The following is a 24,039-nucleotide window of genomic DNA, read 5'->3' as shown; positions in this document are numbered from 1 at the left end:
TCACGACATGAAAGCCATGGGCTTTATTCGCGGCTTGCTGCTGGCGTTCGGGCTTCTGCCATGGTTCGTTCAGGCCAGCGATGCCGATGTGTTCGTTGCCGCCAGTCGCAGCGAGCAGGCGCAACTGCTCGAACAGTGGGCAGCGGCACCTGAAACACAACGTTTGCCGCTGCTGACGGCACTGAGCCGGGAGGCGGTGCTCACCGACGGCACAAAACAGGCTTTTACCCGAGAGGGATCGCAGGTCGTCGCCCTGGGGAGTGCCAGCAGTCCAACGGGCGCGCTAAAACCGCTGCGCCTGACCAACCGACTACGTATTCTTGTCGCTGGCGCGCTGGCGACACATCAGCTTATTAGTGACAGTGTCACACAAAGGCTGGCAGCAACCCGTACGCTTCAGCGCGACGCACAGCCAGCCATGCTGCCTTTTATCCAACAGCGCCTGGCACAGGAAACGGATGCGGAAGTGAAAACTCGTCTGACCCGCGTGCTGGCTAATCTGCAACTGACCAGTCCATCCGCTGAGATTCGTCGCGAGGCGATCGCGCTGTTGGGGGAATCCAGCGATCCGGAAATGCAGGCGCGCCTGCAGCCTTTTACTGACAAGGCGCATGAACCGGATGCCAGCGTGCGTGCGGCGGCCAGTGATAGCCTGGCGCGCATTCAGCAGCGGATGGCGATTGGCGATCTGCTTGGACAGGCGTTTATGGGGCTCTCGCTGGGATCGGTACTGCTGCTGGCGGCGCTGGGGCTGGCGATCACCTATGGTCTGCTGGGGGTTATCAACATGGCGCACGGCGAAATGTTGATGCTCGGGGCGTACTGTACGTGGATGGTGCAACAGGCGATGGCGCAGTTCCTGCCGCAGTGGTTGGCCTTTTATCCACTGGTTGCCTTGCCAGTCGCCTTTCTGTTTACCGCAGGCGCGGGAATGATTCTGGAACGCGGGGTGATCCGCCATCTCTACGGACGTCCGCTGGAAACGCTGCTGGCGACGTGGGGGATAAGCCTCATGCTGATTCAGCTCGTGCGGATGACCTTTGGCGCGCAAAACCTGGAAGTGGCGAATCCGGCGTGGCTTTCCGGCGGCGTGCAGGTCTACGCCGGTCTGGTACTCCCGTGGAATCGCATTGTGGTACTGGGTTTCACGCTGCTGGTGTTGTTCTTCACCTGGCTGCTGCTGAACAAAACGCGACTGGGCATGCGGGTACGCGCGGTCACCCAGAACCGCAGTATGGCGGCTTGCTGTGGCGTGCCGACCGGACGTGTGGACATGCTGGCCTTCGGACTCGGTTCGGGGATTGCGGGCCTCGGCGGCGTCGCCTTGTCGCAACTGGGTAACGTCGGCCCGGAACTGGGTCAGGGCTATATCATCGACTCCTTCCTGGTGGTGGTACTGGGCGGCGTGGGTCAACTTGCCGGCAGCGTGGCGGCGGCGTTTGGTCTGGGCGTGTTCAACAAAATTCTTGAGCCGCAGATGGGGGCGGTTCTCGGGAAGATAGTGATCCTGGTGTTGATCATTTTGTTTATTCAGAAACGACCCCAGGGACTGTTTGCCCTGAAAGGGAGGGTTACCGAATCATGACGATGCCAATGACCTTAACACTGGCGCGTAAAGCGCCGCGTGTCAGCCGGGTATTGGGGGCGATTATCCTGCTGACGCTGGTGATCCTGCCGTTTCTCACCTTGCTGCCCGCCGATCATCCGCTGGCCATTTCTGTGTGGACGCTTCAGCTTGCCGGGAAAATTCTTTGCTATGCGGTCGTTGCTGTGGCGCTGGATCTCGTCTGGGGCTATGCCGGAATGCTGTCGCTGGGACACGGGCTTTTCTTCGCGCTTGGCGGCTATGCGATGGGGATGTATCTGATGCGCCAGGCCTCCGGCGAAGGGTTGCCGGCGTTTATGTCCTTTCTTTCGTGGAGTGAATTGCCGTGGTTCTGGTGGGGAACCCAGCATTTTGCGTGGGCAATGGCGCTGGTGGTGCTGGTTCCGGGGGGGCTGGCGCTCATCTTTGGCTATTTTGCCTTCCGCTCGAAAATTAAGGGCGTCTACTTTTCGATCATGACGCAGGCGCTGACCTTCGCCGGTATGCTGCTGTTCTTTCGTAATGAAACCGGCTTTGGCGGCAACAATGGCTTTACCGGATTTACCACTCTCCTCGGAATGCCGATCACCGCGACGACTACCCGCATTGGGCTGTTTCTGGCGACGCTATTACTGCTGATGCTGGCACTGTGGCTGGGATTTGCGCTGGCGCGCAGTAAATTTGGCCGGATCCTCACCGCCGTGCGCGACGCGGAAAACCGGCTGATGTTTTGCGGCTATGATCCGAAAGGCTTCAAGCTGCTGGTCTGGACGCTCTCCGCCGTGCTGTGCGGACTGGCGGGGGCGCTGTATGTGCCACAGGTCGGAATTATTAACCCCAGCGAAATGTCACCCACCAACTCTATCGAAGCCGCCATCTGGGTGGCGCTCGGCGGGCGCGGTTCGCTGATTGGCCCGGTCATCGGCGCGGTGACGGTGAACGGCGCTAAAAGCCTCTTCACCGTTATCATGCCGGAATACTGGCAGCTGTTTCTGGGGCTTATCTTTATCGGCGTCACGCTTTTTCTACCGCGCGGCGTGATAGGCCTGTTCCGCAAAGGAGAAAAATAATGCAGCCAGATGAAGGCCTTTTTACCCGCCAGGTTCCCGGCGATCGCTATCGCCAGCAGACGGACCCGGTGCTGCAACTGGAAAACATCAACGTCAGCTTTGATGGCTTTAAAGCGTTAACCGATCTCACGTTGAATATTGGCGTCGGCGAACTGCGCTGCATCATTGGCCCTAACGGCGCGGGGAAAACCACGCTGATGGATGTGATTACCGGGAAGACGCGTCCGCAAAGCGGCAAGGCGTTGTATGACCAGTCAACCGATCTGACCACGCTGGATCCGATCGCCATTGCCCGCCAGGGAATTGGCCGTAAGTTTCAAAAGCCGACGGTGTTCGAAGCGCTGACGGTGGAGGAAAACCTCGAACTGGCGATGAAAAACGACAAATCGGTGTGGGCGTCACTGCGCGCCAGGCTAAACAGCGAACAGCACGATCGCATCGATGAGATGCTGGGTCTGCTGCGCCTGCGGACAGAAAGAGGGCGTCGCGCCGGAATGTTGTCTCATGGTCAGAAGCAGTTTCTCGAGATCGGCATGCTGTTGGTGCAGGAGCCGCATCTGCTGCTGCTCGACGAACCCGCCGCCGGAATGACGGATGCAGAGACAGAATACACCGCAGAGCTGTTTCGCACGCTGGCGGGTAAGCATTCGCTGATGGTGGTGGAACATGATATGGGGTTTGTGGAAACCATTGCCGACCACGTCACGGTGCTCCATCAGGGACGGGTGCTGGCGCAGGGCAGTCTGCGCGACGTTCAGGCCAATGAGCAGGTGATTGATGTCTATCTTGGGCGCTAAGGAGTGCAGAAGATGCTACAGGTGAATGAACTGAATCAATACTACGGTGGCAGCCATATTCTGCGCGGCGTCACCTTTGACGCCAGGCCTGGTGAAGTGACCTGCCTGCTGGGGCGCAACGGCGTGGGTAAAACCACCTTGCTGAAGTGTCTGATGGGGTTGATCCCGGCACGTAGCGGAACGGTGACCTGGCAGGAGAAGAATATCACCCATCGTAAGCCGCACCAGCGGGTACAGGCGGGTATCGCGTATGTGCCACAGGGCCGCGAAATATTCCCGCGACTCACGGTCGAAGAAAACCTGCTGTTGGGGTTATCGCGTTTTTCGTCGCGTGAAGCCAAAACGGTACCGGAAGAGATCTACACGCTGTTCCCGGTACTGAAAGAGATGAAACAGCGACGCGGCGGCGATCTCTCGGGCGGTCAACAGCAGCAGCTGGCGATTGGTCGTGCGCTGGCGAGTCGTCCGCAATTGTTGATTCTCGATGAGCCGACGGAGGGCATTCAGCCTTCTGTTATCAAGGAGATAGGTCAGGTGATCGCCCAACTTGCCCGTCGCGGCGACATGGCGATTTTGCTGGTTGAGCAGTTCTACGACTTCGCGGCAGAACTGGCAGACAACTATTTGCTGATGTCGCGCGGCAGCATTATTCAACGCGGGCGTGGCGAAAATATGGCATCAGAAGGGGTACGCGGATTAGTGGCTATCTGACAATCGTGCAGGCCTGCGCCTGCACGACATCGGATCAGCACAGCGCCGCCTGGCCCCAGGGCCTGGCGCGCATGCCTTTAAGCATCAGCGCCCACGCGGCAATAATCGCTATCATCAGGACGACGAACAGCGTCCACGCGGGGAAAGAGGTCAGAATAACGCCGCTGGCCAGCGGGTTAACCGCCGCCCCCAACCAGCCCAGCGACTGCGCGGAGAAATAGCTGGCCTTCATGCCCGAAGGGGCGATGTTGTCGATCAGCATGTACTCACCTGGCGCGTAGATCACTTCGCCAAGGGTAAAGATCGCGGCGGATACACCCCATAACAGCAGGCTGTTGCCGGAGATCATGAACCCGCCGAGGCCAATGACAAAACAGACCGTGCCAAAGGCCATCAGAGGGCGAATGTTTCCCGGCGTCAGTCTGCGTCCCAGTGCGTACTGCAAGCTGACGACCACCGCGGCGTTAACGGGTAACACCACTGCCACCACTTTCTCCGCGAAGTTGCCGTCGGCAACGACCATAACGTACTGGGAGAGGCAGGATGCAAACGCGCCGCTCACAAACGAGGCCAGAAACGCTGACAGCGTAAACCAGAACAGCGCTTTATCATGCAGCAGCACGGAAGGCGACCAGGCGACGCTGTTTTCGCCGTCGACGGCGGCGACAGAGCGCTTGACCAGCAGTTGGATAAACACCAGCGGAAAGGCGGAGCAGATTGCCGCGAGCCAGAAGGGCAAGTTGATGCTCTGCATCACCAGCAGCGTGCCCAGCGGTGGGCCCACCGTCCAGCCGATATTCAGCACCGTATAGTTCAGTGAGAAGATTTTCGCCTTCGCGCCGGGTGAGAGATGGTCGGCAAACCATGCTTTCAGCACGGTGGCGAACACCGAGTATGCGCAATTAATCAGGGCAAAGAGCAGTACCACCAGCACCACGTTATGCACCAGTGGAATGGCGATAAAGCCAAAGGCAAAGGCGGAAATTGCCAGCAGCATGTAGCGCTTCTTGTCGAACTTATCCGCCAGAATGCCAAAACCGAGGCTAAAGACCACGCCGATGGTCAGCGCGATGGTCATGGCATAGCCGATCAGATCCACGCCCAGGTCGTACTGGCGATTCAGATAAATGGTCATGAAGGGCAGCGTTGCGCCGCGACCGATCGTCAACAACAGTGAGGAGGCGAGTAAAGCGAGGGTGGATCGTCTCAAAGTCTTGTTCATTTATCTGCCCGACAGTGCGATTCGTTATGTTTTTTTTAGATATGTAAAGGAATAGCACGGCAAAATTGTGATGTATAGCGGATAAATTGTTCTATTGTGCACTGTTATCCCTACCAGAATTTATGATCTGTTACGGGGAAGGGATTTCCGCTACTTTAACTTGTTTACAAAAATTTAAACTTCGCGGAGCCGTGGTATGACGCGCAAAGACGGGCTGTTGGCATTACTGGTGGTGGTGGTATGGGGGCTGAATTTTGTCGTCATTAAGGTCGGACTGCACGCGATGCCGCCGCTGATGCTGGCGGGGTTACGCTTTTTACTGGTGGCATTTCCGGCGATATTCTTTGTTGCGCGTCCGCGTATTCCGCTTTCGCTGCTGCTCGGTTACGGCCTGACGATAAGCTTCGGTCAGTTTGCCTTTCTGTTTTGCGCGATCAAATTCGGCATGCCGGCAGGGCTGGCGTCGCTGGTGTTGCAGGCGCAGGCCTTCTTCACCATCGTGCTCGGGGCATTTGCCTTTGGCGAACGTTTGCAGGGTAAACAAATTGCCGGGATTGCGCTCGCTGTCTTTGGCGTGCTGGTGCTGATTGAAGGCAGTCTCAATGGGCAGCATGTGGCGCTGCTCGGCTTTATGCTGACGCTGGCGGCGGCATTCAGCTGGGCCTGCGGCAATATCTTCAACAAAAAAATAATGGGTCATGCCTCGCGCCCGCCGGTGATGTCGCTGGTGGTCTGGAGCGCGCTGATCCCGATACTGCCGTTCTTTGCCGCCTCGCTGTTTCTCGACGGCGCGGCGCAAATCGTGCAAAGCCTTATCGCCATCGATCTGACAACGATCTTATCGCTGGTCTATCTGGCCTTTGTCGCCACAATTGTCGGCTACGGGATCTGGGGAACGCTGCTTGGTCGTTATGAAACCTGGCGTGTCGCGCCGCTCTCTCTGCTGGTGCCGGTGGTGGGACTGGCAAGCGCAGCGCTGCTGCTCGACGAAACGCTGAGCGCGCTGCAATTGTTTGGTGCGGTGCTGATTATGGCGGGTCTGTACATCAACGTGTTTGGCTTTCGCTGGCGCAAAACGGCGCAGGTGAGAGGGTAAAAAAAAGCCCTGCATGAGCAGGGCAAAAACGAATCACAGGCGGTGCCGGTTGTAATAAGGCACGCCCAGTTCGTCGGACTTATCGCTTCCCGCGCCCATATGGTTAAAATCAAACGGCGACTGTTCCAGAGAGGTGGGGACAATCATCGTGTCACGACTGTTCGTCGTGGTGGGCTGCGCGGATTGTTCCGCAACGCTCTGACCTGAGACAACAAGCAGCAGGGCCAGCATTGCAGAAGACAACAGTTTCATGATTTCCTCGATTACGTCGTTTACAGGCGATAGTTAGTTACAATGATTCAGCGGAAGCAAATAGCGCGATTCGCCGTGCATATTGGTAATACGGAATTTATGCGGCGGAACGTCGAAATAGTTTTTGAACGTCCGGGTCAGCGTCTGCTGCGACTCGAAACCGTAACGTTCCGCCAGATATAAAATCGGCTCGTTACTTTCTTTTAATTTTTGCGCTATTTCGGTCATTTTACGGCTGCGGATGTATTGGCCTAATGAATGGCCGGTCTCTTTTTTGAACATCCGTTGCAGGTGCCATTTGGAGTAACCTGAACGCTCAGACACTTTTTCCAGTGAGAGCGGCGATTCCAGGTTATCTTCGATCCAGTCCAAAATGCTATGAATGGTGATAGCGTCAGTATTGCGTCTGGACATCGTCATACCTCTTCTTGTTTTACGGCAGGACTTTCTTAAGCAAATGCTCAAGCGTTGCCACTTCGTCCGCCGTTAAGTTTTTTGTTAATTCCTGGTGCAGGTCTTGTCCTACTAATTGATGACATTGCTCACAAATTGCCGCGCCGTGCTCGGTGAGTTTCACCAGTACGCCGCGCTTGTCATTCGGGTTAGGAAGTCTGTCAATCCAGCCTTTGCAGACCAGACGATCGAGCATGCGCGTCAAGGCACCGAGATCGACAGACAGCACTTTTTTCAGTTCAACCGGGGTAATGCAGCCCGCACAGCGGATAGAGCAGAGCACTTTAAACTGTGCTGCTGTGATATCCAGCGGTGAGAGATAGTCGTTCAACAGACGATCTTTTTTCTGATTGACCATGTAGATCAAGCGCCCCAGTGGGATGATTTCATTGAATAAGTCACTGGTGCTTTTCACAATGGTTGCCCTGGCAAGTATTTAGTTACGGCAGATAATATTGCCCAGGCAACTATAAGTCAAACGAATGGATTTACCGATCACACGAATTGCTAAAAGGGAAAAGATGCGCCTTGCGTCACACTTTATTTAATTAATGATAATTACCGGTTATGCTTCTTACCGATAACGAATCCTTACAGCGCCAGAATGGCTAACTTCATGGTTTTACACTTATACTTGCCGCTAACACAGGGTTAAACAGGAATGGCAGTCAATATGATGGATTTGTTTAAAGCAATAGGACTGGGGCTGGTGGTGATTCTTCCTCTGGCAAATCCATTGACAACCATCGCGCTGTTTCTCGGCCTTGCCGGGAATATGAACAGTGCGGAACGCAATCACCAGTCGCTTATGGCTTCGGTTTACGTGTTCGCCATCATGATGGTGGCCTACTATGCGGGCCAGCTGGTGATGAATACCTTCGGCATCTCCATTCCAGGCCTGCGCATCGCCGGGGGCTTAATTGTGGCGTTTATCGGTTTCCGTATGCTATTTCCGCAGCAGAAAGCGCATGATTCGCCTGAGGCGCGGAGTAAGTCGGAAGAACTGGAAGACGAGCCGACCGCCAATATTGCCTTTGTGCCGCTGGCGATGCCAAGCACGGCGGGGCCGGGAACCATAGCGATGATCATCAGCTCCGCCTCAACGGTGCGTCACGGAACGGATTTTCCTGGCTGGGTGATTACCGTCGCGCCGCCGATCATCTTTGCGCTGGTGGCGGTGATCCTGTGGGGATGTTTACGCAGTTCCGGGGCGATTATGCGTCTGGTGGGTAAGGGCGGTATTGAAGCCATTTCCCGCCTGATGGGCTTTCTGCTGGTCTGTATGGGCGTGCAGTTTATTATTAACGGCGTGCTGGAAATTATTAAAACCTACTGAAAAAAAGCCCGGTCGTCGTGACCGGGCCGTCTGTCAGGAATGCTGTGGCTGCTCTTCCAGTGAGACTGGCCATTTACGAAAAATAATCACTGACCAGATAAGCGCAGCGAGGGCAGGAATGGCGCCCACATAACCAATCGTTGACATCGACCAGTGCAGACTCACCTGATTTCCCACCAGCGCGCCTGCGCCAATACCAATATTGAAAATGCCGGAGAACAGCGCCATCGCTACATCCGTGGCGTCCGGGGCCAGCGCGAGGACTTTTACCTGCATTCCCAGGCCAATGACCATGATGGCAATTCCCCAGAAGATACTCAGGACCGCCAGATGAGATTCACTGTCCGCGGCAGGTAACAGCAGCATCAGGCAGGCCAGCAGCAGTGCAATGGCAACGGTAATGAGCGCCGAAGCGTGGCGATTGCCAAGCTTACCAAAGATAACGCTGCCGATAATGCCTGCACCGCCCAGTACCAGTAACAGTACGGTGGCGAAATTGGCGCTTAGCCCGGCAACGGTCTGCACAAACGGTTCGATGTAGCTGTACGCGGTGTAGTGCGCTGTCACCACCACGACCGTCAACAGGTAGAGGCTCATCAGCGCCGGACGACGGAACAGCAGTGGCAGACTTTTCAGCGAACCCGAGTGTTCGCTTGGTAATTTTGGCAGCAGTTTGATCAGGCAAATCAGGGTGATTAGCGCTCCCATCCCGATAGCGAAGAACGTGGTTCGCCAGCCAAAATACTGGCCGACAATGCGCCCGAGCGGTAAGCCCAGCACCATCGCCAGCGCTGTTCCGGTGGCAAGTAAACTTAGTGCCTGAGCGCGTTTGCCCGCTGGGGCAAGGCGGATCGCTAGTGAGGCGGTAATCGACCAGAAGATTGCATGAGCAAAGGCAATCCCGATACGGCTTATCACCAGCACGGTAAAGTTCCACGCCAGGAATGAGAGCACATGGCTGACGATAAACAGTGCAAACAGGCAAATCAGCAAGTTACGCCGCTCAACCTGGCTGGTCAGCAGCATGAACGGCAGGGACATCAGCGCGACAACCCAGGCGTAGATCGTCAGCATGATCCCGACCTGCGCGGTCTGCATGTTAAAACTCTGCGCGATATCGGAGAGCAGGCCCACAGGGACAAATTCTGTGGTATTGAAAATAAACGCAGCAATAGCCAGCGTAACGACCCGTAACCATGCGACTTTGCGGGAGACCGTTTGAGTTGTCATAAAAATGAATCGGTTCGTTGCGAAAAAGGAGAGAAGGGGATCTTAAAACGTTTGCTGATGAAAAGACAACCGTTTTGTGACTCAGATCTCGTTTTCATTCCTGCTCAGCTAACAGCTCAATGAACGCTTCCAACTGTCGCATCATCGTACCGCGTCGCCAGACCAGCCATGTGGTCAGCCAGTGCCAGTTCTCGGCCAATGGCCAAGCTTCGACCTGCTGATGTCCGGGCATACTTTCAAGCATCGAGCGGGGGATCAGCGCGATACCGGCTCCAGCAATCACACAGGCCAGCATACCGTGATAGGACTCCATTTCGTGGATTGTGCCCGGCATCGCCCGATCGGCATGAAACCAGCTTTCGAAGTGGCGGCGGTAAGAGCAGTTGGCGCGAAAGGCGTAAATATTGCTGCCGTTGACCTCGCTGGCGCGAGTTACCGGCGCATGGCCGTGCGGAGTGACCACCATCATCTCTTCCTGATACACCGGCATCCCTTCAAGACCGGGGTGAGTAATCGGGCCGTCAACAAAGGCGGCGTTGAGATGACCCTCAAGCACGCCGTCCAGCATCGTGCCAGAAGGGCCGGTCGCCAGGGAGAACTGGATTTTGGGGTAGCGCTGATTGTAGCGGGCAAGCGTGGCCGGAATACGCACGGCTGCCGTACTCTCCAGCGCACCCAGTGAGAATAATCCCTGGGGTTCATCACCAGCGACGACCATCCGCGCCTCGTCAACCAGCGCAAGGATCTGCTGACTGTAGCGCAGAAAGTTATGCCCGGCGGGAGAAAGTCGCAGTCGCTGGTTCTCACGAATAAACAGATCGACGCCGAGGTCCGCCTCCAGTTGGCGAATACGGGTGGTGAGATTGGAAGGGACGCGATGCACCTTCGCCGCCGCCTGGGTGATGCTGCCCGTTTCGGCAACCGCGTTAAACATCTCTAGTTGGGTCAGATCCATAGCATTCTCTCATAGTGAATAGTTTCGTTAATATTATTCATTTTTCGGAAAGAGTAAACGCGTCCATGATGATGACATCAAGAACCACGGAGAGACAGTATGACGATTTCATCGGCAACCCATGCCATTTCCACCAACCCGCATAATGGCGAACACCTTTCGGCGCTGCCGTGGTCTACGGCTCAGGAAATCGAGCAGGCGCTACAGCGTGCTGCTGCGGGATTGCGCGGCTGGAAACTGACGACGCCAGCGCATCGGGCGCAGAAATTACGCGACATCGGCGAGGCCTTACGTGCGCGTGGCGAAGAGATGGCGCAGTGCATTACCCGCGAGATGGGCAAACCCATTAAGCAGGCGCATGCGGAGGTCGCCAAATCGGCGGCGCTGTGCGACTGGTATGCGGAACACGGTCCGGCGATGCTGGCCGCCGAACCGACACAGGTGGAAAACCATCAGGCGGTGATTGAGTATCGTCCCTTAGGCACCGTGCTGGCGGTCATGCCGTGGAATTTTCCTTTGTGGCAGGTACTGCGTGGTGCGGTGCCGATTTTACTGGCCGGGAATGGGTATTTGCTCAAGCCTGCACCCAACGTCACTGGCTGTGCGCAGATAATAAGCCAGGTCTTTGCCGACGCTGCGATCCCCGCTGGCGTTTACGGCTGGCTGAATGCGGATAATCAGGGCGTCAGTACGCTGATTCAGGATCCGCGAATTGCGGCGGTTACGGTGACCGGCAGCGTGCGAGCCGGGGCGGCCATTGGCGCTCAGGCCGGTGCGGCGCTGAAAAAATGCGTGCTGGAGTTGGGCGGTTCCGATCCGTTTATTGTGCTTAACGATGCCGATCTGGATCTGGCGGTGAAGGCGGCAGTGGCCGGGCGCTATCAGAATAGCGGACAGGTTTGCGCGGCGGCGAAACGCTTTATCCTCGAAGAGGGGATCGCGGAGCGCTTTATCGAGCGCTTTGTGGCGGCAGCGGGCGCGCTGAAGCAGGGCGATCCGCTGGCGGAGGAGACTGAACTCGGCCCAATGGCGCGTGCCGATCTGCGCGATGAATTGCACCAGCAGGTGCTGGCTACGATCGCCGAAGGCGCTCAGCTATTGCTTGGCGGCGAGAAGCCTTCCACCGGTGGGAGCTATTATCCGGTCACCGTGCTGGCGAATGTGACCCCAGAGATGACCGCGTTTCGTGAGGAACTCTTCGGGCCGGTTGCGGCGATCGGCGTGGCGAAGAGTGCCGAACACGCGCTGGAACTGGCAAACTGCAGTGATTTTGGTCTGTCCGCAACCCTCTTTACCGCCGATGAAGCCCGTGCACAGGAGATGGCTGCGCGTCTGGAATGCGGCGGTGTCTTCATTAACGGTTTTAGCGCCAGCGATGCCCGGGTCGCGTTTGGTGGCGTGAAGAAGAGCGGTTTTGGTCGCGAGCTCTCGCACTTTGGCCTGCATGAATTTTGTAACGTGCAGACCGTCTGGAAGAACCGACGCTGATCTTTCTGACGCCCTGCGGGGCGTCTTGTCACATTTCCGCCATAGTTTTGTCATTTACGCTTCGTAGACTCGCGATTAACGTGTTGATACTGAAGAATATTATGAACTTAACTCAAACTTTACGTCGCCAGGCGCGCCGTTTTTTACCGCAGCAGTTTGGCCTGTTGACCGGGATTTTTTGCATCATTGCGTTGTTTTCCGTACTGCAACTGACCTCGTCACTGATGCTGTCATTTTCAGTTAGCCAGGCCCGGGAAAATGAACAGCGTAACCAACTGGCGTTGCGTCAGCAGACAAAGGTCGAAGAGGCGCGGATTGCGCTACTGACGGCCAGCGATCTGCTCAACCGGGCGGGGGTCTACTTTATGCAGGACGCCGCCACGGGTTCTGAAGGAAGCTGGCAGCCGCTGATCGACGAAGCCCGACAGGCGTTAACCCAGTCGACAACCGCATGGCAGGCGTGGCGCGAGATGAACCCGCAGGCGGACGACGGGCTGGTCGACAGCTATCAGCGCTTTAGCGGCGGCATTCAGGAACAAGTGGCAGGATTAAGCCAGACGCAGTCGATTGATGCGTTCTTCGCCGTGCCCATTCAGGCATTTCAGGCCGACTTCAATGATAACTATGCCAGAGTGCAAAAGGTCAGCGCGCAGGCGCGGGAAAGCGGACGGCAGCAGTTGCTGGATCGCCTGTTGGATCTCCAGCATCTGTTTTTGGTACTGCCGGGGGTGCTGCTGGCTATTGCGGTTGCGGTCTGGTGGGGGATGTCGCGCTGGGTCATTTCTCCGCTGCGTCGGCTGATAGCGTTCATCGACATTCTGGCGGCTGGCGATCTTTCACAACCGCTTCCCGCAGTGTCCGGGGCGAACCGGGAAGTGTCGCAACTCCACGTGCGTATCGGTTCGATGCAGCAGGGACTGCGCGAGTTAGTCCGACAGGTCAGCAAGGCGACCACGGCGATGGCCGACAATATCGAAAGGCTGGCGCAGAACAATACGCGCCTGTATCAACAGTCCGAAAAACAGAACGAGGAGCTGAATAACGTTACCTCGCATATTTCTGTGCTGGAAACGCACGTTGAAGATAACAGCGGGTTTGCCCAACTGGCGAATCAGCGTGCGGAAGAAGCCCGTACCATTGCGGCTGGCGGTGACAGAATGATGGACACGGTGAATCGTTCGATGCAGGCGATCGTGACGCGATCGGCAGAGATGCGCGGGATTATTGCGCTGATTGATAACGTCGCCTTCCAGACCAACATCCTGGCGCTGAACGCGGCCATTGAAGCCGCCCATGCCGGTGAGCAAGGACGCGGCTTTGCGGTGGTGGCAAAAGAAGTGGGGCTGCTGGCGCGCAAGAGCAGTCAGTCTACGCAGGATATTCAGGCGCTGATCTATCATTCATTGCAGGGAATAGAAGAAGGGTCGAGTGCGGTGACGCATCTGGAAGAAAATCTGCAACAGGTGATCGCACTGGTGGAGAATTTGGGCGCCTCGCTGAATGATATCTCAGCCGCAACGCTGCATCAGGGAACCCGAATCCACCAGATGACGCGTCAGTTGCAGGCGCTGAATCTGGTTGCCCGCGACACCCGCGAGCTGGTGGATACCGCATCGGCCTCTTCACGGCAGTTGCATAATGAATCGCATCAGTTGATTCACGCCGTGGCGAGATTCCGTCTTCCGGCCTGACGCGAGGTATTTAGCTCTGCTATACTCGCAGCCCTTTTCAGACCGGCAGGCAAGGAGTGTGGTGTGGCAATCACCCTGGACAATTCAATTTTAGAGACCATTCTGACAGAGGTTCGCCCGCTGATTGGTCAGGGCAACGTGGCGGATTATATTCCTGCGCTTGCTTCGGTTGAGGGTTCCCGACTGGGTATTGCGATTTGCACCGTGGAGGGACAGCTCTGGCATGCCGGAGATGCGACAGAACGCTTTTCCATTCAGTCGATTTCGAAGGTGCTCAGTCTGGTGGTGGCGATGCGTCACTATTCAGAGGATGAGATCTGGCAACGGGTGGGGAAAGATCCGTCCGGCTCGCCGTTTAACTCGCTGGTACAGTTAGAAATGGAACACGGCATCCCGCGCAATCCGTTTATTAATGCCGGGGCGCTGGTCGTCTGCGACATGTTGCAGGGACGACTCAGCGCACCGCGTCAACGTATGCTGGAAGTCGTGCGGGCGCTGAGCGGCGTGGCCGATATCGCTTATGATGCGGTGGTGGCCCGTTCGGAGTTCGAACATTCCGCCCGCAATGCCGCCATCGCCTGGCTGATGAAATCCTTCGGCAATTTTCACCATGACGTCACGACGGTCCTGCAAAACTATTTTCATTACTGCGCGCTGAAAATGAGCTGTGTGGAGCTGGCGAAGACCTTTGTCTTTCTTGCTAACCAGGGAAAAGCGTTTCATCTCGATGAGCCCGTGGTGACGCCGATGCAGGCGCGACAGATCAATGCGCTGATGGCGACCAGCGGAATGTATCAGAACGCCGGAGAGTTTGCGTGGCGCGTTGGTTTACCCGCGAAGTCGGGCGTTGGTGGGGGAATTGTCGCGATTGTGCCGCATGAGATGGCGATCGCCGTCTGGAGCCCGGAACTGGATCCAACCGGTAATTCGCTGGCAGGCATTGCGGTTCTGGAACAACTCACTCAACGATTAGGACGCTCAGTGTACTGATGAACTCGTTTGATCCACTTTTTGCCCGTCTGTCGCGCTCAACGTTTCGTTCCCGTTTTCGTCTGGGAACAAAAGAGAGACAGTATTGCTGGGATAAAGGGGCTGAGGTTATCGACAGGCATGCTGCGGATTTTGTGGCGCAGCGGCTTGCTCCGGCGATGCCTGTCAATGATGGCAAGCAAACGCCGATGCGCGGTCATCCGGTGTTTATCGCCCAGCACGCCACGGCGACCTGCTGTCGCGGTTGTCTTGCTAAATGGCATAATATCGCGCAGGGACAGCCGCTGAGCGATGAGCAACAACGGTATGTGGTCGCTGTTATCCATCACTGGTTAGTTATCCAAATGAATAAACAGTAATAATTAAATGGTTACAACCGCCCCCTGAAAATACCCATTTAATAACCAGGGTTAATGGTGGGGGATTTAACAAAATAATAGGTTAACGCAGCGGGGGATGACTATCTTTGAGAATAATTCATGCTATTCTCTTAAATAATATAATCATTACCCAGAGATAATTGCCAACGGCAATTATATGGATAGATATTTAATGCACGCACTCCACATTCCGTCTTTCCGGTTGTTTCAGGAAGGCCATCCACTGCGTAACGCCAGCGCTATTTTTGCTTTAACGACACTGTTCTACTTTATTGGTGCGGAACTGCGTCTGGTGCATGAACTTTCTCTGTTCTGGCCGCTAAACGGCGTGATCGCCGGGGTTTTTGCCCGCTATGTCTGGCTTAATAAACTGCATTATTATGCCGTCAGCTACGTTGCGATGTTGGGTTATGATGCGATCACCACCGAATGGGGTTGGGTGTCGCTTGTCATTAATCTCTCCAACATGGTGTTTATCGTGGTTGTCGCCCAACTGGTGATCCGCGATAAACGACTGGGGAAAAATAAATATGAGCCCATCAGTGCCTTACGTTTATTTAATTACTGTCTGGTAGCGGCGCTGCTCTGCGCAATATTGGGGGCGATGGGGTCCGTTGGCATCGACCGACTTTCATTCTGGCCGCTGGTTGCTGACTGGTTTAGCGAACAATTTTCGACAGGGGTGCTGATTGTGCCCTGTATGCTGACGCTGGGTATTCCCGGTGCGGTCAAACGCTTTAAGCCTGAACAACTGATGCCGGTGGCGGCGTTAATTATCTCGGTACTGGCGTCGGTCATTATTGGCGGTGCCGGAAGCCTGGCTTTTCCGCTGCCGGCGCTGATCTGGTGTGCGGTACGTTATACGCCGCAGGTCACCTGTCTGCTGACCTTTCTTACCGGTGCCGTTGAAATCGTGCTGGTGGCAAATTCGATTATCAATATCGCGGTGGAGTCGCCATTGTCTACGCCGCAGATGTTCTCTGCACGACTGGGAATTGCCACGATGGCGATTTGTCCCATTATGGTTTCAGTCAGCGTAGCGGCGATTAATTCCTTGATGAAGCAGGTTTCCCTGCGCGCCGATTTCGATTTTCTCACCCAGGTCTATTCCCGTTCCGGACTCTATGAAGCGCTGAAGCGGCAGGAATATCCGCGCTCACAGCATATTACCGTCATGCTGCTGGATATCGACTATTTCAAGAGCATCAATGACAACTTCGGCCATGAATGTGGCGATCTGGTGCTGAGCGTGTTTGCGCAGCGTATTCAGCAGATTGTCGGTGACCGGGGACTGGTGGCGCGTATGGGAGGGGAAGAGTTTGTCGTCGTGGTACCTTCGACGCACCCTGAAGAGGGAATGCTTCTGGCGGAAAACATCCGTAAAGCGGTGGCGCAGCAACCCTTCACCTGGAACCAGCAGAACATCTATATGACGGTGAGCATTGGCCTGGGGAACGGCAGTATCGGCCCCCATTTGCTGACGGACGTATTTAACAAATTGATGGTTGAAGCGGATGAGTGCCTCTACCGTTCGAAGAACGAAGGCCGAAATCGTACCAGCGACCGCCGGTCCGGCAGTGCAGTCTTTACCGAAAGCGATCTGGCATAACAATATCCTATGTTATTCCCCGTTGTGTTATCACAATGTTAAGTGCATGGTGTTGTCTCAATTTAAGGAGACAACATGCCCCCATCAAAACCCTGTTATGTGCTGGACGTAGGAGCCATCGAGGCAAGAATTGATGAGCTCTGTGACGTCCTGATCGACTGCGTGACGCGCGGCGCATCGGTCAGTTTTGTTTTACCGTTTGAACCGTCAAAAGCGCGTGCGTTCTGGCATGGCGTCGCGCAAAGCGTGAGTAGAGGAGAGCGCGTCGTTCTTGCGGTCGACAACGCTTCTGGCGTAATTGTCGGTACGGTTCAACTCATTGTCCAGCAACCGGAAAATCAACCTCATCGCGCGGACGTCGCGAAACTTCTCGTTCACTCCAGCGCCCGTCGTCAGGGACTTGCCCGCCAGCTCATGATGGCGCTGGAAGCGAGCGCAGCACAACAGCACAAAACACAGCTGGTGCTGGATACGGCAACGGGAAGCGATGCTGAGTTGTTCTACCACTCTTGTGGCTGGCTCAAAGCGGGTGAGATCCCGAACTATGCGCTGATGCCTGATGGAAAGCTGACCGGCACCACGATTTTCTATAAATCTCTATAAATAGTCGTCATGAATTGATCAAAACAGGGTTTTACTCTCGTAAAGTTTTGCTAACCTGTTCTACCAATTTAATCAGGTTGTATGACTAATCGAAAGGGAACCCATTGTGAAAACACTTAACCGTCGCGATTTTCCCGGTGCTCACTATCCTGAACGCATTATTCAGTTTGGTGAAGGTAACTTCCTTCGCGCCTTTGTTGACTGGCAAGTAGATCTCCTGAATGAACATACCGATCTGAATTCTGGTGTGGTCATTGTTCGACCTATTGAAAGCACATTCCCACCGTCACTCAGTACACAGGATGGCCTCTACACCACAATCATTCGTGGTCTGAATGAACAGGGAGAAGCCGTCAGCGATGCCCGCCTGATTCGTTCAGTGAATCGTGAAATCAGCGTTTACGGTGATTACGATGCGTTCCTGAAACTGGCGCACAATCCTGAGATGCGTTTTGTGTTCTCTAACACCACGGAAGCGGGCATCAGCTATCACGCTGGCGATAAATTTGATGATGCGCCGGCGGTAAGTTATCCGGCGAAACTGACGCGTCTGCTGTTCGAACGCTACAGCCATTTCAACGGCGCGCAGGATAAAGGCTGGATTATCATCCCTTGCGAACTGATTGATTATAATGGTGATGCGCTGCGTGAACTGGTGCTGCGCTATGCGCAGGAGTGGGCGCTGCCTGCGGCATTTATTACCTGGCTGGATCGGGCAAACGTCTTCTGTTCTACGCTGGTGGACCGTATCGTCACCGGTTACCCGCGCGATGAAGCGGCGCAGCTGGAAGCTGACCTTGGCTATCACGATGGTTTCCTCGATACCGCCGAACACTTCTATCTGTTTGTCATTCAGGGGCCGAAATCACTGGCCGCAGAACTGCGTCTCGACAAATATCCGCTTAACGTTTTGATTGTCGACGATATCAAACCGTATAAAGAGCGCAAAGTCGCCATCCTCAACGGTGCACACACCGCGCTGGTGCCGGTGGCATTCCAGGCCGGACTGGATACGGTCGGCGAGGCGATGAATGACGCAGAGATCTGCGCCTTTGTTGAAAAAGCGATTTATGACGAGATCATCCCGGTTCTCGATCTGCCGCGTGATGAACTGGAATCATTTGCCAGCGCGGTAACCGGACGTTTCCGCAACCCGTACATCAAGCATCAGTTGCTGTCGATTGCGCTAAACGGGATGACCAAATTCCGTACCCGTATTCTCCCGCAGTTACTGGCAGGGCAGAAGGCGAACGGCAAACTGCCGGCTCGTCTGACATTCGCCTTAGCCGCGCTGATTGCGTTTTATCGCGGTGAGCGTAACGGGGAATCTTATCCGGTTCAGGATGATGCGCACTGGCTAACCCGTTTCCAACAGCTCTGGAGCCAGCATGGCGATCGCCAGATCGGTACTCAGCAACTGGTGAGTAACGTTCTGGCAGTAGAAGCGCACTGGGAGCAAGACCTGACGAAGGTGGCGGGGCTGGTTGAGCAGGTGACGGCCGATCTCGATGCCATTCTGACGAAGGGAATGCGCGAAGCGGTGAAACCGCTGTGCTAATACAGGACCCGGCTAAGGCCGGGTTTCTTAGCAGAACTATGTAGTTACAACATACAATGTAGTTAACTAATTATCCCGTCTGTAAGTCCTGCGCTGAAAAGAGCCCGTCCAGCATTAAGCCAGTGACAATGTCACTTTTAACTCGCTTGAATGTTTGATCCAGATCACGTTTAATGGTCAGATTCGTCTCTTTCCAGAACACCGTCATGATCGTTCGTCCACAACAGCACTGGTTACGCCTGATATTCGTCTGGCATGGTTCCGTGTTAGCAAAAATCTCTTCTCGTTTACTGCTCAATTTCCTGCTGTCTATTGCCGTGATCGTCCTGCTGCCGTGGTACACGATGCTGGGCATCAAATTTACTCTCGCACCGTTTAGCATACTCGGCGTGGCGATCGCTATCTTTTTGGGCTTTCGCAATAACGCCTGTTACTCCCGTTATGTCGAGGCGCGTCAACTCTGGGGGCAACTGATGATCGCTTCCCGTTCGTTGCTGCGGGAGGTCAAAACGGTTTTACCGGATGACCGCGAGGTAGGGCAGTTTGTCCGCCTACAAATCGCCTTTGCTCACTGCCTGCGCATGACGCTGCGGCGCAAACCACAGGCTGGGCCGATAGCGAAGTATCTTAGCGCGGAAGATCTGCAGCGCGTGTTTGCTGCTCACTCTCCGGCAAACCGAATTTTGCTGATGATGGGGGAATGGCTGGCGACGCGTCGACGCGACGGACAGCTATCGGATATCTTATTTCATAGTCTGAACAATCGGTTAAACGACATGTCCGCCGTGCTTGCCGGATGCGAAAGAATTGCCAATACGCCCGTGCCGTTTGCCTATACGCTGATCCTCCATCGTACGGTTTATCTGTTTTGCATCATGCTGCCTTTTGCCCTGGTGGTTGACCTGCACTACATGACTCCCTTTATTTCGGTACTCATCTCCTACACTTTTATTTCTCTGGACGCGCTGGCAGAAGAGCTGGAGGATCCATTCGGCACCGAAAATAATGATTTGCCCCTTGATGCCATTTGCAACGCTATCGAAATTGACCTCTTGCAGATGAATGATGAATCGGCCATTCCGCCGAAACGGATGCCGGACAAACACTACCAGTTGACGTAAAGAGTGACAGACCGAAACAGGAAGCAAAACTGGCCGCCAGGAAAGCGGTCAGTACACTGAGAGACTGAGATCAGGACTGGCGACGCGCAACCATAAACAGGCGGGGAAATGCCAGCAGTATCTGGCCATCTTCCTGCAGCGGGTATTGCTCCTGTAGCAGTTGATGATAGCGATTCAGAAATTGTTGCTGTTCGTGTGCATTCAGATCCTGCAGCCAGGGGCGCAATCCCGTCGCGCTGACCCAGTCAATGATCGCCTGATGCGAACGCATTTTGTGATAATAGGTCGTGCGCCAGATGTCCACGTCGCATCCAGCCTCGCTCAGAATGTCGTAATACGCGTGAACGCCGGGCAGGGCGTCGCGACCACGATTTGGATAATCCTGTTCATAAGCCACCTCCCGCATCAGCACATGCGAAGGCTCAAGCATGTTATCCGGCATTTGAACGGCCAGAATGCCATTATCTTTAAGCAGGGCGACCAGCCGGGGAAATAACTCATAATGATCGGGGATCCACTGCAGTGAGGCATTTGCGTAAATGACATCGGGCGGCGTAACGGGCTGAAACTGACGAATGTCTGCTTCAACGAAATGACAATTAGGCAAGGCATTTCGCGCCTCATCCAGCATCGCCGGGGAGGTATCCACGCCGGTAATACTCGCGCCAGGCCAGCGCTGTTGCAGTAACGCCGTACTGTTACCGGGCCCGCAACCCAAATCCACCACAGAAGAGACATGCTCAAGTTGAATTCTGGCCAGCAGCTCAGCGGCGGGTCTTGAGCGTTCTGCACCGTACTGCATATATAGCGCCGGATTCCAGTCGGACATCATCAATTCTCCTGTGATGGGTTAGCTAAGCGGGCACACCGTATGAACTATACTAGTTTAGTATTGCCCGCCATCGGTAAGGAAATTCCTTATGAATAAACCAGATATCAGAGGTGGTATAGACATCGCGATGAAGGTGCCATCACATCAGTATCAACAGACGATTGATTTTTATCGGAACATTATTGAGCTGCCTGAAATTACCGATAAGCCGCCAGCGGTCGGATTCGAACTCGGACCGAACAAACTCTGGATTGATGAAGCGCCGGGACTCAGTCAGGCTGAACTCTGGCTGGAATTATTCACGCCCCATTTCAGTGCCGCAGAAGAATACGCCGAACAATGCGGCGTCGTACGCTGTGATGCAGTAGAGCCGTTACCCGACGGCTTCAACGGCGGCTGGATCATGAATCCGTGCAACATCGTCCATATGCTAAGAGAGCCAGAAGCCTGGTGAGTCAGCCGTACAGGACGTACCACTACGGGAACTGATTCGGCGGCATTGCGGCGGTATGGGCCAGAGACCGTAGCAAATGTATATCTAAACGCTATACATTGAAGAAGGGAGAGTAGATGTCATGCGATGAGCAGAGGTTGAAAGACAGTTAAAACGACCCGGCAATCATCAACCGGGTCATCATTATTTACGGATTTACGGATTTACGGTCTTGAGGCCGTACCGTCAGGCGTACGCGCCATTGTCCAGGACGGGATCCCTCCCTCGCACGGATATTTTGCTGCTTTGGCTTCATCGATATCGATACCCAGCCCCGGCTTATCGTTCAGGTACGCATAACCCTGGTCTATCTCCGGGCAGCCAGGGAAGACATCGCGCAGCGCGTCGTTCATTGGCGTGTACTCCTGAATGCCAAAGTTCGGCGAGCTCAAATCAAGATGCATATTAGCGCTGACCCCGACCGGGGAGATGTCTCCTGGCCCGTGCCATGCAGTACGTACGCCGTTCAGTTCGCTGTAGACGGCGAGTTTCTTCGCTGGCGTAATCCCGCCGATGGTGCTCACGTGGCAGCGAATATAGTCGATCAGTTTGTTATCGATGAGCGGCTTCCACTCATTCACATTCACAAACAGCTCACCCATAGAAATCGGTGTTGAAGACTGCTGGCGCAGCATTTTAAGCCAGTCGATATTTTCCGGTGCGACCGGATCTTCAAGATAAAATAGCTGATACTGTTCGAGCGTTTTTGCCAGATTAACCGCGGTCACCGGCGTCACGCGCTCATGCACATCATGGATAAATTCGATACCAAAGCCGAGTTTGTTACGCAAATGCTCGAACAGGCGCGGAACGCTTTTTGCGTAGGCGTCCGGATCAAAATAGATACCGGCCGTTTTACTACGCGGTGAACGCTTCGGCTGAATGTTCTTCGCACGCGCCAGTTGTGTGGCGATCAGTTTGAGGTCGTCGGTCCCTGCGCCGCCGTACATGCCCATCTGACAGCGAACATACTGGTAGCCTTCTTCCATTCTGGCGCGGATGTTATCTTCCACTTCGACTTCATCGCCACCATCGGTGTGGCAGTACAGGGGGATCCCATCGCGACATTTGCCACCCAGCAGGTCGTAAACCGGCATGCCCGCCAGTTTACCCTTGATATCCCACAGCGCCATGTCCACACCGGACAACGCATTGTTCATGACAGGTCCATTGCGCCAGTAACCGCTCACCGCACCCGACTGCCAGATATCTTCAATACGCGTCGGATCTTTACCCATCAGAAAAGGGGCCATGTACTCATCGATCGCACTTTTTACCGCGAAGATACGTTGGGTAAATGTTGCGCATCCCAGACCATACAGTCCCGGCTCGTTGGTCTCAATCTTAACGACCGCCAGGTCAATTCCGCCGGGCGCCGTTAGAATCGTTTTTACATTGGTAATTTTCAGGTTACTCACTTTCACTCCTCAACTCAGCGTATTTACGGCATGTCATACTGTTAAAAATAACATGACCCTTATTTGTAAGTTGTCCTACAACTTGATGTTGTTATATCACGCTTCTTTTAGCGCGCGATATTGAAAGTGCCATTCTGTGACGATGATCAAATTGCCTGTGATTCTGAATTTTTAATTTCATTTAACTACATGATATATAATGATTTGAAGTGATGCGAATCGCAACTGTTTGTGATCTTTGTTGCAAATTCATGGGCGGGTTGTTGATTTTATCCAAGTGAAAATTCAACCTTAAATAAGATAGTCGTCATACAAATTAATCGAGGGAGAAAACAACATGAGCGCTTTATTTGACTTAACGGGGAAAACGGCACTGGTAACAGGATCTGCGCGTGGGCTGGGGTTTGCCTACGCGGAGGGGCTTGCCGCTGCGGGTGCCCGGGTCATTCTGAATGATATTCGCGATGCACTGCTGGCAGAGTCGGTGGATTCACTGGCAAGCAAAGGCTACGACGCGCACGGGGTGGCGTTTGACGTTACCGATGAACACGCCATTGAGGCCGCCTTCAGCAAACTGGATGCACAGGGAATCGATGTCGATATCCTGATCAATAACGCTGGCATCCAGTACCGTAAACCGATGGTCGAACTGGAGCTGGAAAACTGGCAGAAGGTTATCGATACCAACCTGACCAGCGCGTTTCTGGTCTCCCGCGCGGCGGCGAAACGGATGATTGCGCGTAACAGTGGCGGCAAAATTATTAATATCGGTTCCCTCACCAGTCAGGCGGCCCGTCCGACCGTTGCCCCGTACACCGCGGCGAAAGGGGGGATCAAAATGCTCACCTGCTCGATGGCAGCCGAATGGGCGCAGTTTAATATCCAGACCAATGCCATTGGGCCGGGTTACATTCTGACAGACATGAATACGGCGCTTATCGAGGACAAGCAGTTCGACAGTTGGGTGAAAAGCAGTAACCCCTCTCAGCGTTGGGGCCGTCCGGAAGAGTTAATCGGTACCGCTGTCTTCTTATCCTCTAAAGCATCTGATTACATCAACGGGCAAATTATTTATGTTGATGGTGGCTGGCTCGCCGTACTGTAAGCCGTAAGTACTCTAATGACTCGCCTTTAAAATTCACGGCATGT

Annotated in this window: 24 protein-coding genes; 16 read left to right on the top strand and 8 right to left on the bottom strand. The window is 54.6% G+C overall.

Translation table 11 applies throughout. The annotated features are described in order from the left end of the window. Positions 1-7: 7 nt before the first annotated feature. The 4 genes from urtB to urtE are packed head-to-tail and all read left to right on the top strand — an operon-like array spanning position 8 to position 4,163. The gene (gene urtB / locus QQZ17_RS07070; RefSeq protein WP_152404752.1) at positions 8-1,585 is read left to right on the top strand and encodes an urea ABC transporter permease subunit UrtB; all 1,578 of its coding nucleotides are present in this window, start codon (positions 8-10) and stop codon (positions 1,583-1,585) included. Continuing rightward, positions 1,582-2,655: an urea ABC transporter permease subunit UrtC gene (gene urtC / locus QQZ17_RS07065; RefSeq protein ID WP_152404750.1), complete on the top strand. Its 1,074-nt coding sequence runs from the start codon at positions 1,582-1,584 to the stop codon at positions 2,653-2,655. The genes urtB and urtC overlap by 4 nt, the downstream gene beginning before the upstream one ends. Beyond that, positions 2,655-3,452, top strand: a complete 798-nt coding sequence (gene urtD / locus QQZ17_RS07060) for an urea ABC transporter ATP-binding protein UrtD (protein WP_152404748.1) — start codon at positions 2,655-2,657, stop codon at positions 3,450-3,452. The genes urtC and urtD overlap by 1 nt, the downstream gene beginning before the upstream one ends. Positions 3,453-3,464: 12 nt before the next feature. Further along, positions 3,465-4,163 (top strand): urea ABC transporter ATP-binding subunit UrtE, encoded by a 699-nt coding sequence (urtE, locus tag QQZ17_RS07055; protein WP_152404746.1) that lies wholly within the window; start codon positions 3,465-3,467, stop codon positions 4,161-4,163. Between the two features lie 34 nt (positions 4,164-4,197). Here urtE and ydeE read toward each other — a convergent pair whose 3' ends face one another. Beyond that, positions 4,198-5,385 carry an efflux MFS transporter YdeE gene (gene ydeE, locus QQZ17_RS07050; protein WP_152404744.1) on the bottom strand — a complete coding sequence of 396 codons (1,188 nt, stop codon included), beginning with the start codon at positions 5,383-5,385 and terminating at the stop codon, positions 4,198-4,200. A 196-nt stretch (positions 5,386-5,581) separates the two neighbouring features. On the opposite strand from ydeE, the gene eamA reads away from it, so the two are divergent. Then, complete coding sequence (gene eamA / locus QQZ17_RS07045) at positions 5,582-6,481, top strand: O-acetylserine/cysteine exporter (protein ID WP_152404742.1); 900 nt, start codon at positions 5,582-5,584, stop codon at positions 6,479-6,481. Between the two features lie 33 nt (positions 6,482-6,514). Here the strand turns inward: eamA and marB are convergent, their stop codons facing one another. From marB to marR, 3 genes are read right to left on the bottom strand one after another with little or no spacing between them, the layout of a single operon-like run. Beyond that, entirely contained in the window at positions 6,515-6,733 is a 219-nt protein-coding gene (gene marB, locus QQZ17_RS07040) for a multiple antibiotic resistance protein MarB (RefSeq protein ID WP_152404740.1), read from the bottom strand. A gap of 33 nt (positions 6,734-6,766) precedes the next feature. After that, the gene (gene marA, locus QQZ17_RS07035; RefSeq protein ID WP_152404738.1) at positions 6,767-7,147 is read right to left on the bottom strand and encodes an MDR efflux pump AcrAB transcriptional activator MarA; all 381 of its coding nucleotides are present in this window, start codon (positions 7,145-7,147) and stop codon (positions 6,767-6,769) included. Between the two features lie 19 nt (positions 7,148-7,166). Continuing rightward, on the bottom strand, positions 7,167-7,601 hold the full coding sequence (gene marR / locus QQZ17_RS07030; protein ID WP_046480788.1) for a multiple antibiotic resistance transcriptional regulator MarR: 435 nt from the start codon (positions 7,599-7,601) through the stop codon (positions 7,167-7,169). A gap of 258 nt (positions 7,602-7,859) precedes the next feature. On the opposite strand from marR, the gene QQZ17_RS07025 reads away from it, so the two are divergent. Then, positions 7,860-8,522, top strand: a complete 663-nt coding sequence (locus QQZ17_RS07025; protein WP_152404736.1) for a MarC family NAAT transporter — start codon at positions 7,860-7,862, stop codon at positions 8,520-8,522. 33 nt (positions 8,523-8,555) lie between these two features. On the opposite strand, the gene QQZ17_RS07020 is transcribed toward QQZ17_RS07025, so the two are convergent. Beyond that, on the bottom strand, positions 8,556-9,752 hold the full coding sequence (locus QQZ17_RS07020; RefSeq protein ID WP_152404734.1) for a sugar transporter: 1,197 nt from the start codon (positions 9,750-9,752) through the stop codon (positions 8,556-8,558). Positions 9,753-9,846: 94 nt separating this feature from the next. Then, positions 9,847-10,707 carry a putrescine utilization regulator PtrR gene (gene ptrR / locus QQZ17_RS07015; RefSeq protein WP_152404732.1) on the bottom strand — a complete coding sequence of 287 codons (861 nt, stop codon included), beginning with the start codon at positions 10,705-10,707 and terminating at the stop codon, positions 9,847-9,849. A 99-nt stretch (positions 10,708-10,806) separates the two neighbouring features. Here ptrR and sad point away from each other — a divergent pair, with 99 nt between their 5' ends. The 8 genes from sad to QQZ17_RS06975 all read left to right on the top strand — a co-directional run bounded on the left by sad (position 10,807) and on the right by QQZ17_RS06975 (position 20,147). Beyond that, on the top strand, positions 10,807-12,195 hold the full coding sequence (sad, locus tag QQZ17_RS07010) for a succinate-semialdehyde dehydrogenase (protein WP_152404730.1): 1,389 nt from the start codon (positions 10,807-10,809) through the stop codon (positions 12,193-12,195). 101 nt (positions 12,196-12,296) lie between these two features. Beyond that, positions 12,297-13,886, top strand: a complete 1,590-nt coding sequence (locus tag QQZ17_RS07005) for a methyl-accepting chemotaxis protein (protein WP_152404728.1) — start codon at positions 12,297-12,299, stop codon at positions 13,884-13,886. A gap of 63 nt (positions 13,887-13,949) precedes the next feature. Beyond that, positions 13,950-14,876 carry a glutaminase B gene (glsB, locus tag QQZ17_RS07000; protein WP_152404726.1) on the top strand — a complete coding sequence of 309 codons (927 nt, stop codon included), beginning with the start codon at positions 13,950-13,952 and terminating at the stop codon, positions 14,874-14,876. After that, the gene (locus tag QQZ17_RS06995; RefSeq protein ID WP_152404724.1) at positions 14,876-15,235 is read left to right on the top strand and encodes a DUF4186 domain-containing protein; all 360 of its coding nucleotides are present in this window, start codon (positions 14,876-14,878) and stop codon (positions 15,233-15,235) included. Before glsB ends, QQZ17_RS06995 begins: the two co-directional genes overlap by 1 nt. A gap of 193 nt (positions 15,236-15,428) precedes the next feature. Beyond that, positions 15,429-16,865 (top strand): GGDEF domain-containing protein, encoded by a 1,437-nt coding sequence (locus QQZ17_RS06990; protein WP_152404722.1) that lies wholly within the window; start codon positions 15,429-15,431, stop codon positions 16,863-16,865. Between the two features lie 75 nt (positions 16,866-16,940). Then, the gene (locus tag QQZ17_RS06985; protein WP_152404720.1) at positions 16,941-17,468 is read left to right on the top strand and encodes a GNAT family N-acetyltransferase; all 528 of its coding nucleotides are present in this window, start codon (positions 16,941-16,943) and stop codon (positions 17,466-17,468) included. 106 nt (positions 17,469-17,574) lie between these two features. Beyond that, complete coding sequence (locus tag QQZ17_RS06980) at positions 17,575-19,026, top strand: tagaturonate reductase (RefSeq protein WP_152404718.1); 1,452 nt, start codon at positions 17,575-17,577, stop codon at positions 19,024-19,026. A gap of 206 nt (positions 19,027-19,232) precedes the next feature. After that, on the top strand, positions 19,233-20,147 hold the full coding sequence (locus tag QQZ17_RS06975) for a bestrophin family protein (RefSeq protein WP_187696663.1): 915 nt from the start codon (positions 19,233-19,235) through the stop codon (positions 20,145-20,147). Between the two features lie 70 nt (positions 20,148-20,217). Here the strand turns inward: QQZ17_RS06975 and tam are convergent, their stop codons facing one another. Next, the gene (tam, locus tag QQZ17_RS06970; RefSeq protein ID WP_152406332.1) at positions 20,218-20,976 is read right to left on the bottom strand and encodes a trans-aconitate 2-methyltransferase; all 759 of its coding nucleotides are present in this window, start codon (positions 20,974-20,976) and stop codon (positions 20,218-20,220) included. Positions 20,977-21,067: 91 nt separating this feature from the next. Here tam and QQZ17_RS06965 point away from each other — a divergent pair, with 91 nt between their 5' ends. Further along, on the top strand, positions 21,068-21,433 hold the full coding sequence (locus QQZ17_RS06965; RefSeq protein WP_152404714.1) for a hypothetical protein: 366 nt from the start codon (positions 21,068-21,070) through the stop codon (positions 21,431-21,433). Positions 21,434-21,636: 203 nt separating this feature from the next. On the opposite strand, the gene QQZ17_RS06960 is transcribed toward QQZ17_RS06965, so the two are convergent. Beyond that, entirely contained in the window at positions 21,637-22,890 is a 1,254-nt protein-coding gene (locus QQZ17_RS06960) for an enolase C-terminal domain-like protein (protein ID WP_284554126.1), read from the bottom strand. Between the two features lie 337 nt (positions 22,891-23,227). Here QQZ17_RS06960 and QQZ17_RS06955 point away from each other — a divergent pair, with 337 nt between their 5' ends. Then, a complete protein-coding gene (locus QQZ17_RS06955; RefSeq protein WP_284554125.1) occupies positions 23,228-23,995 on the top strand; it encodes an SDR family oxidoreductase in 768 nt (255 codons plus the stop codon). Positions 23,996-24,039: the final 44 nt, after the last annotated feature.

The sequence above is a fragment of the Citrobacter sp. T1.2D-1 genome (genome assembly GCF_950098555.1).
Classification (GTDB): Bacteria; Pseudomonadota; Gammaproteobacteria; order Enterobacterales; family Enterobacteriaceae; genus Citrobacter_A; species Citrobacter_A telavivensis.
This window is presented reverse-complemented; position numbering and strand designations above follow the sequence as displayed.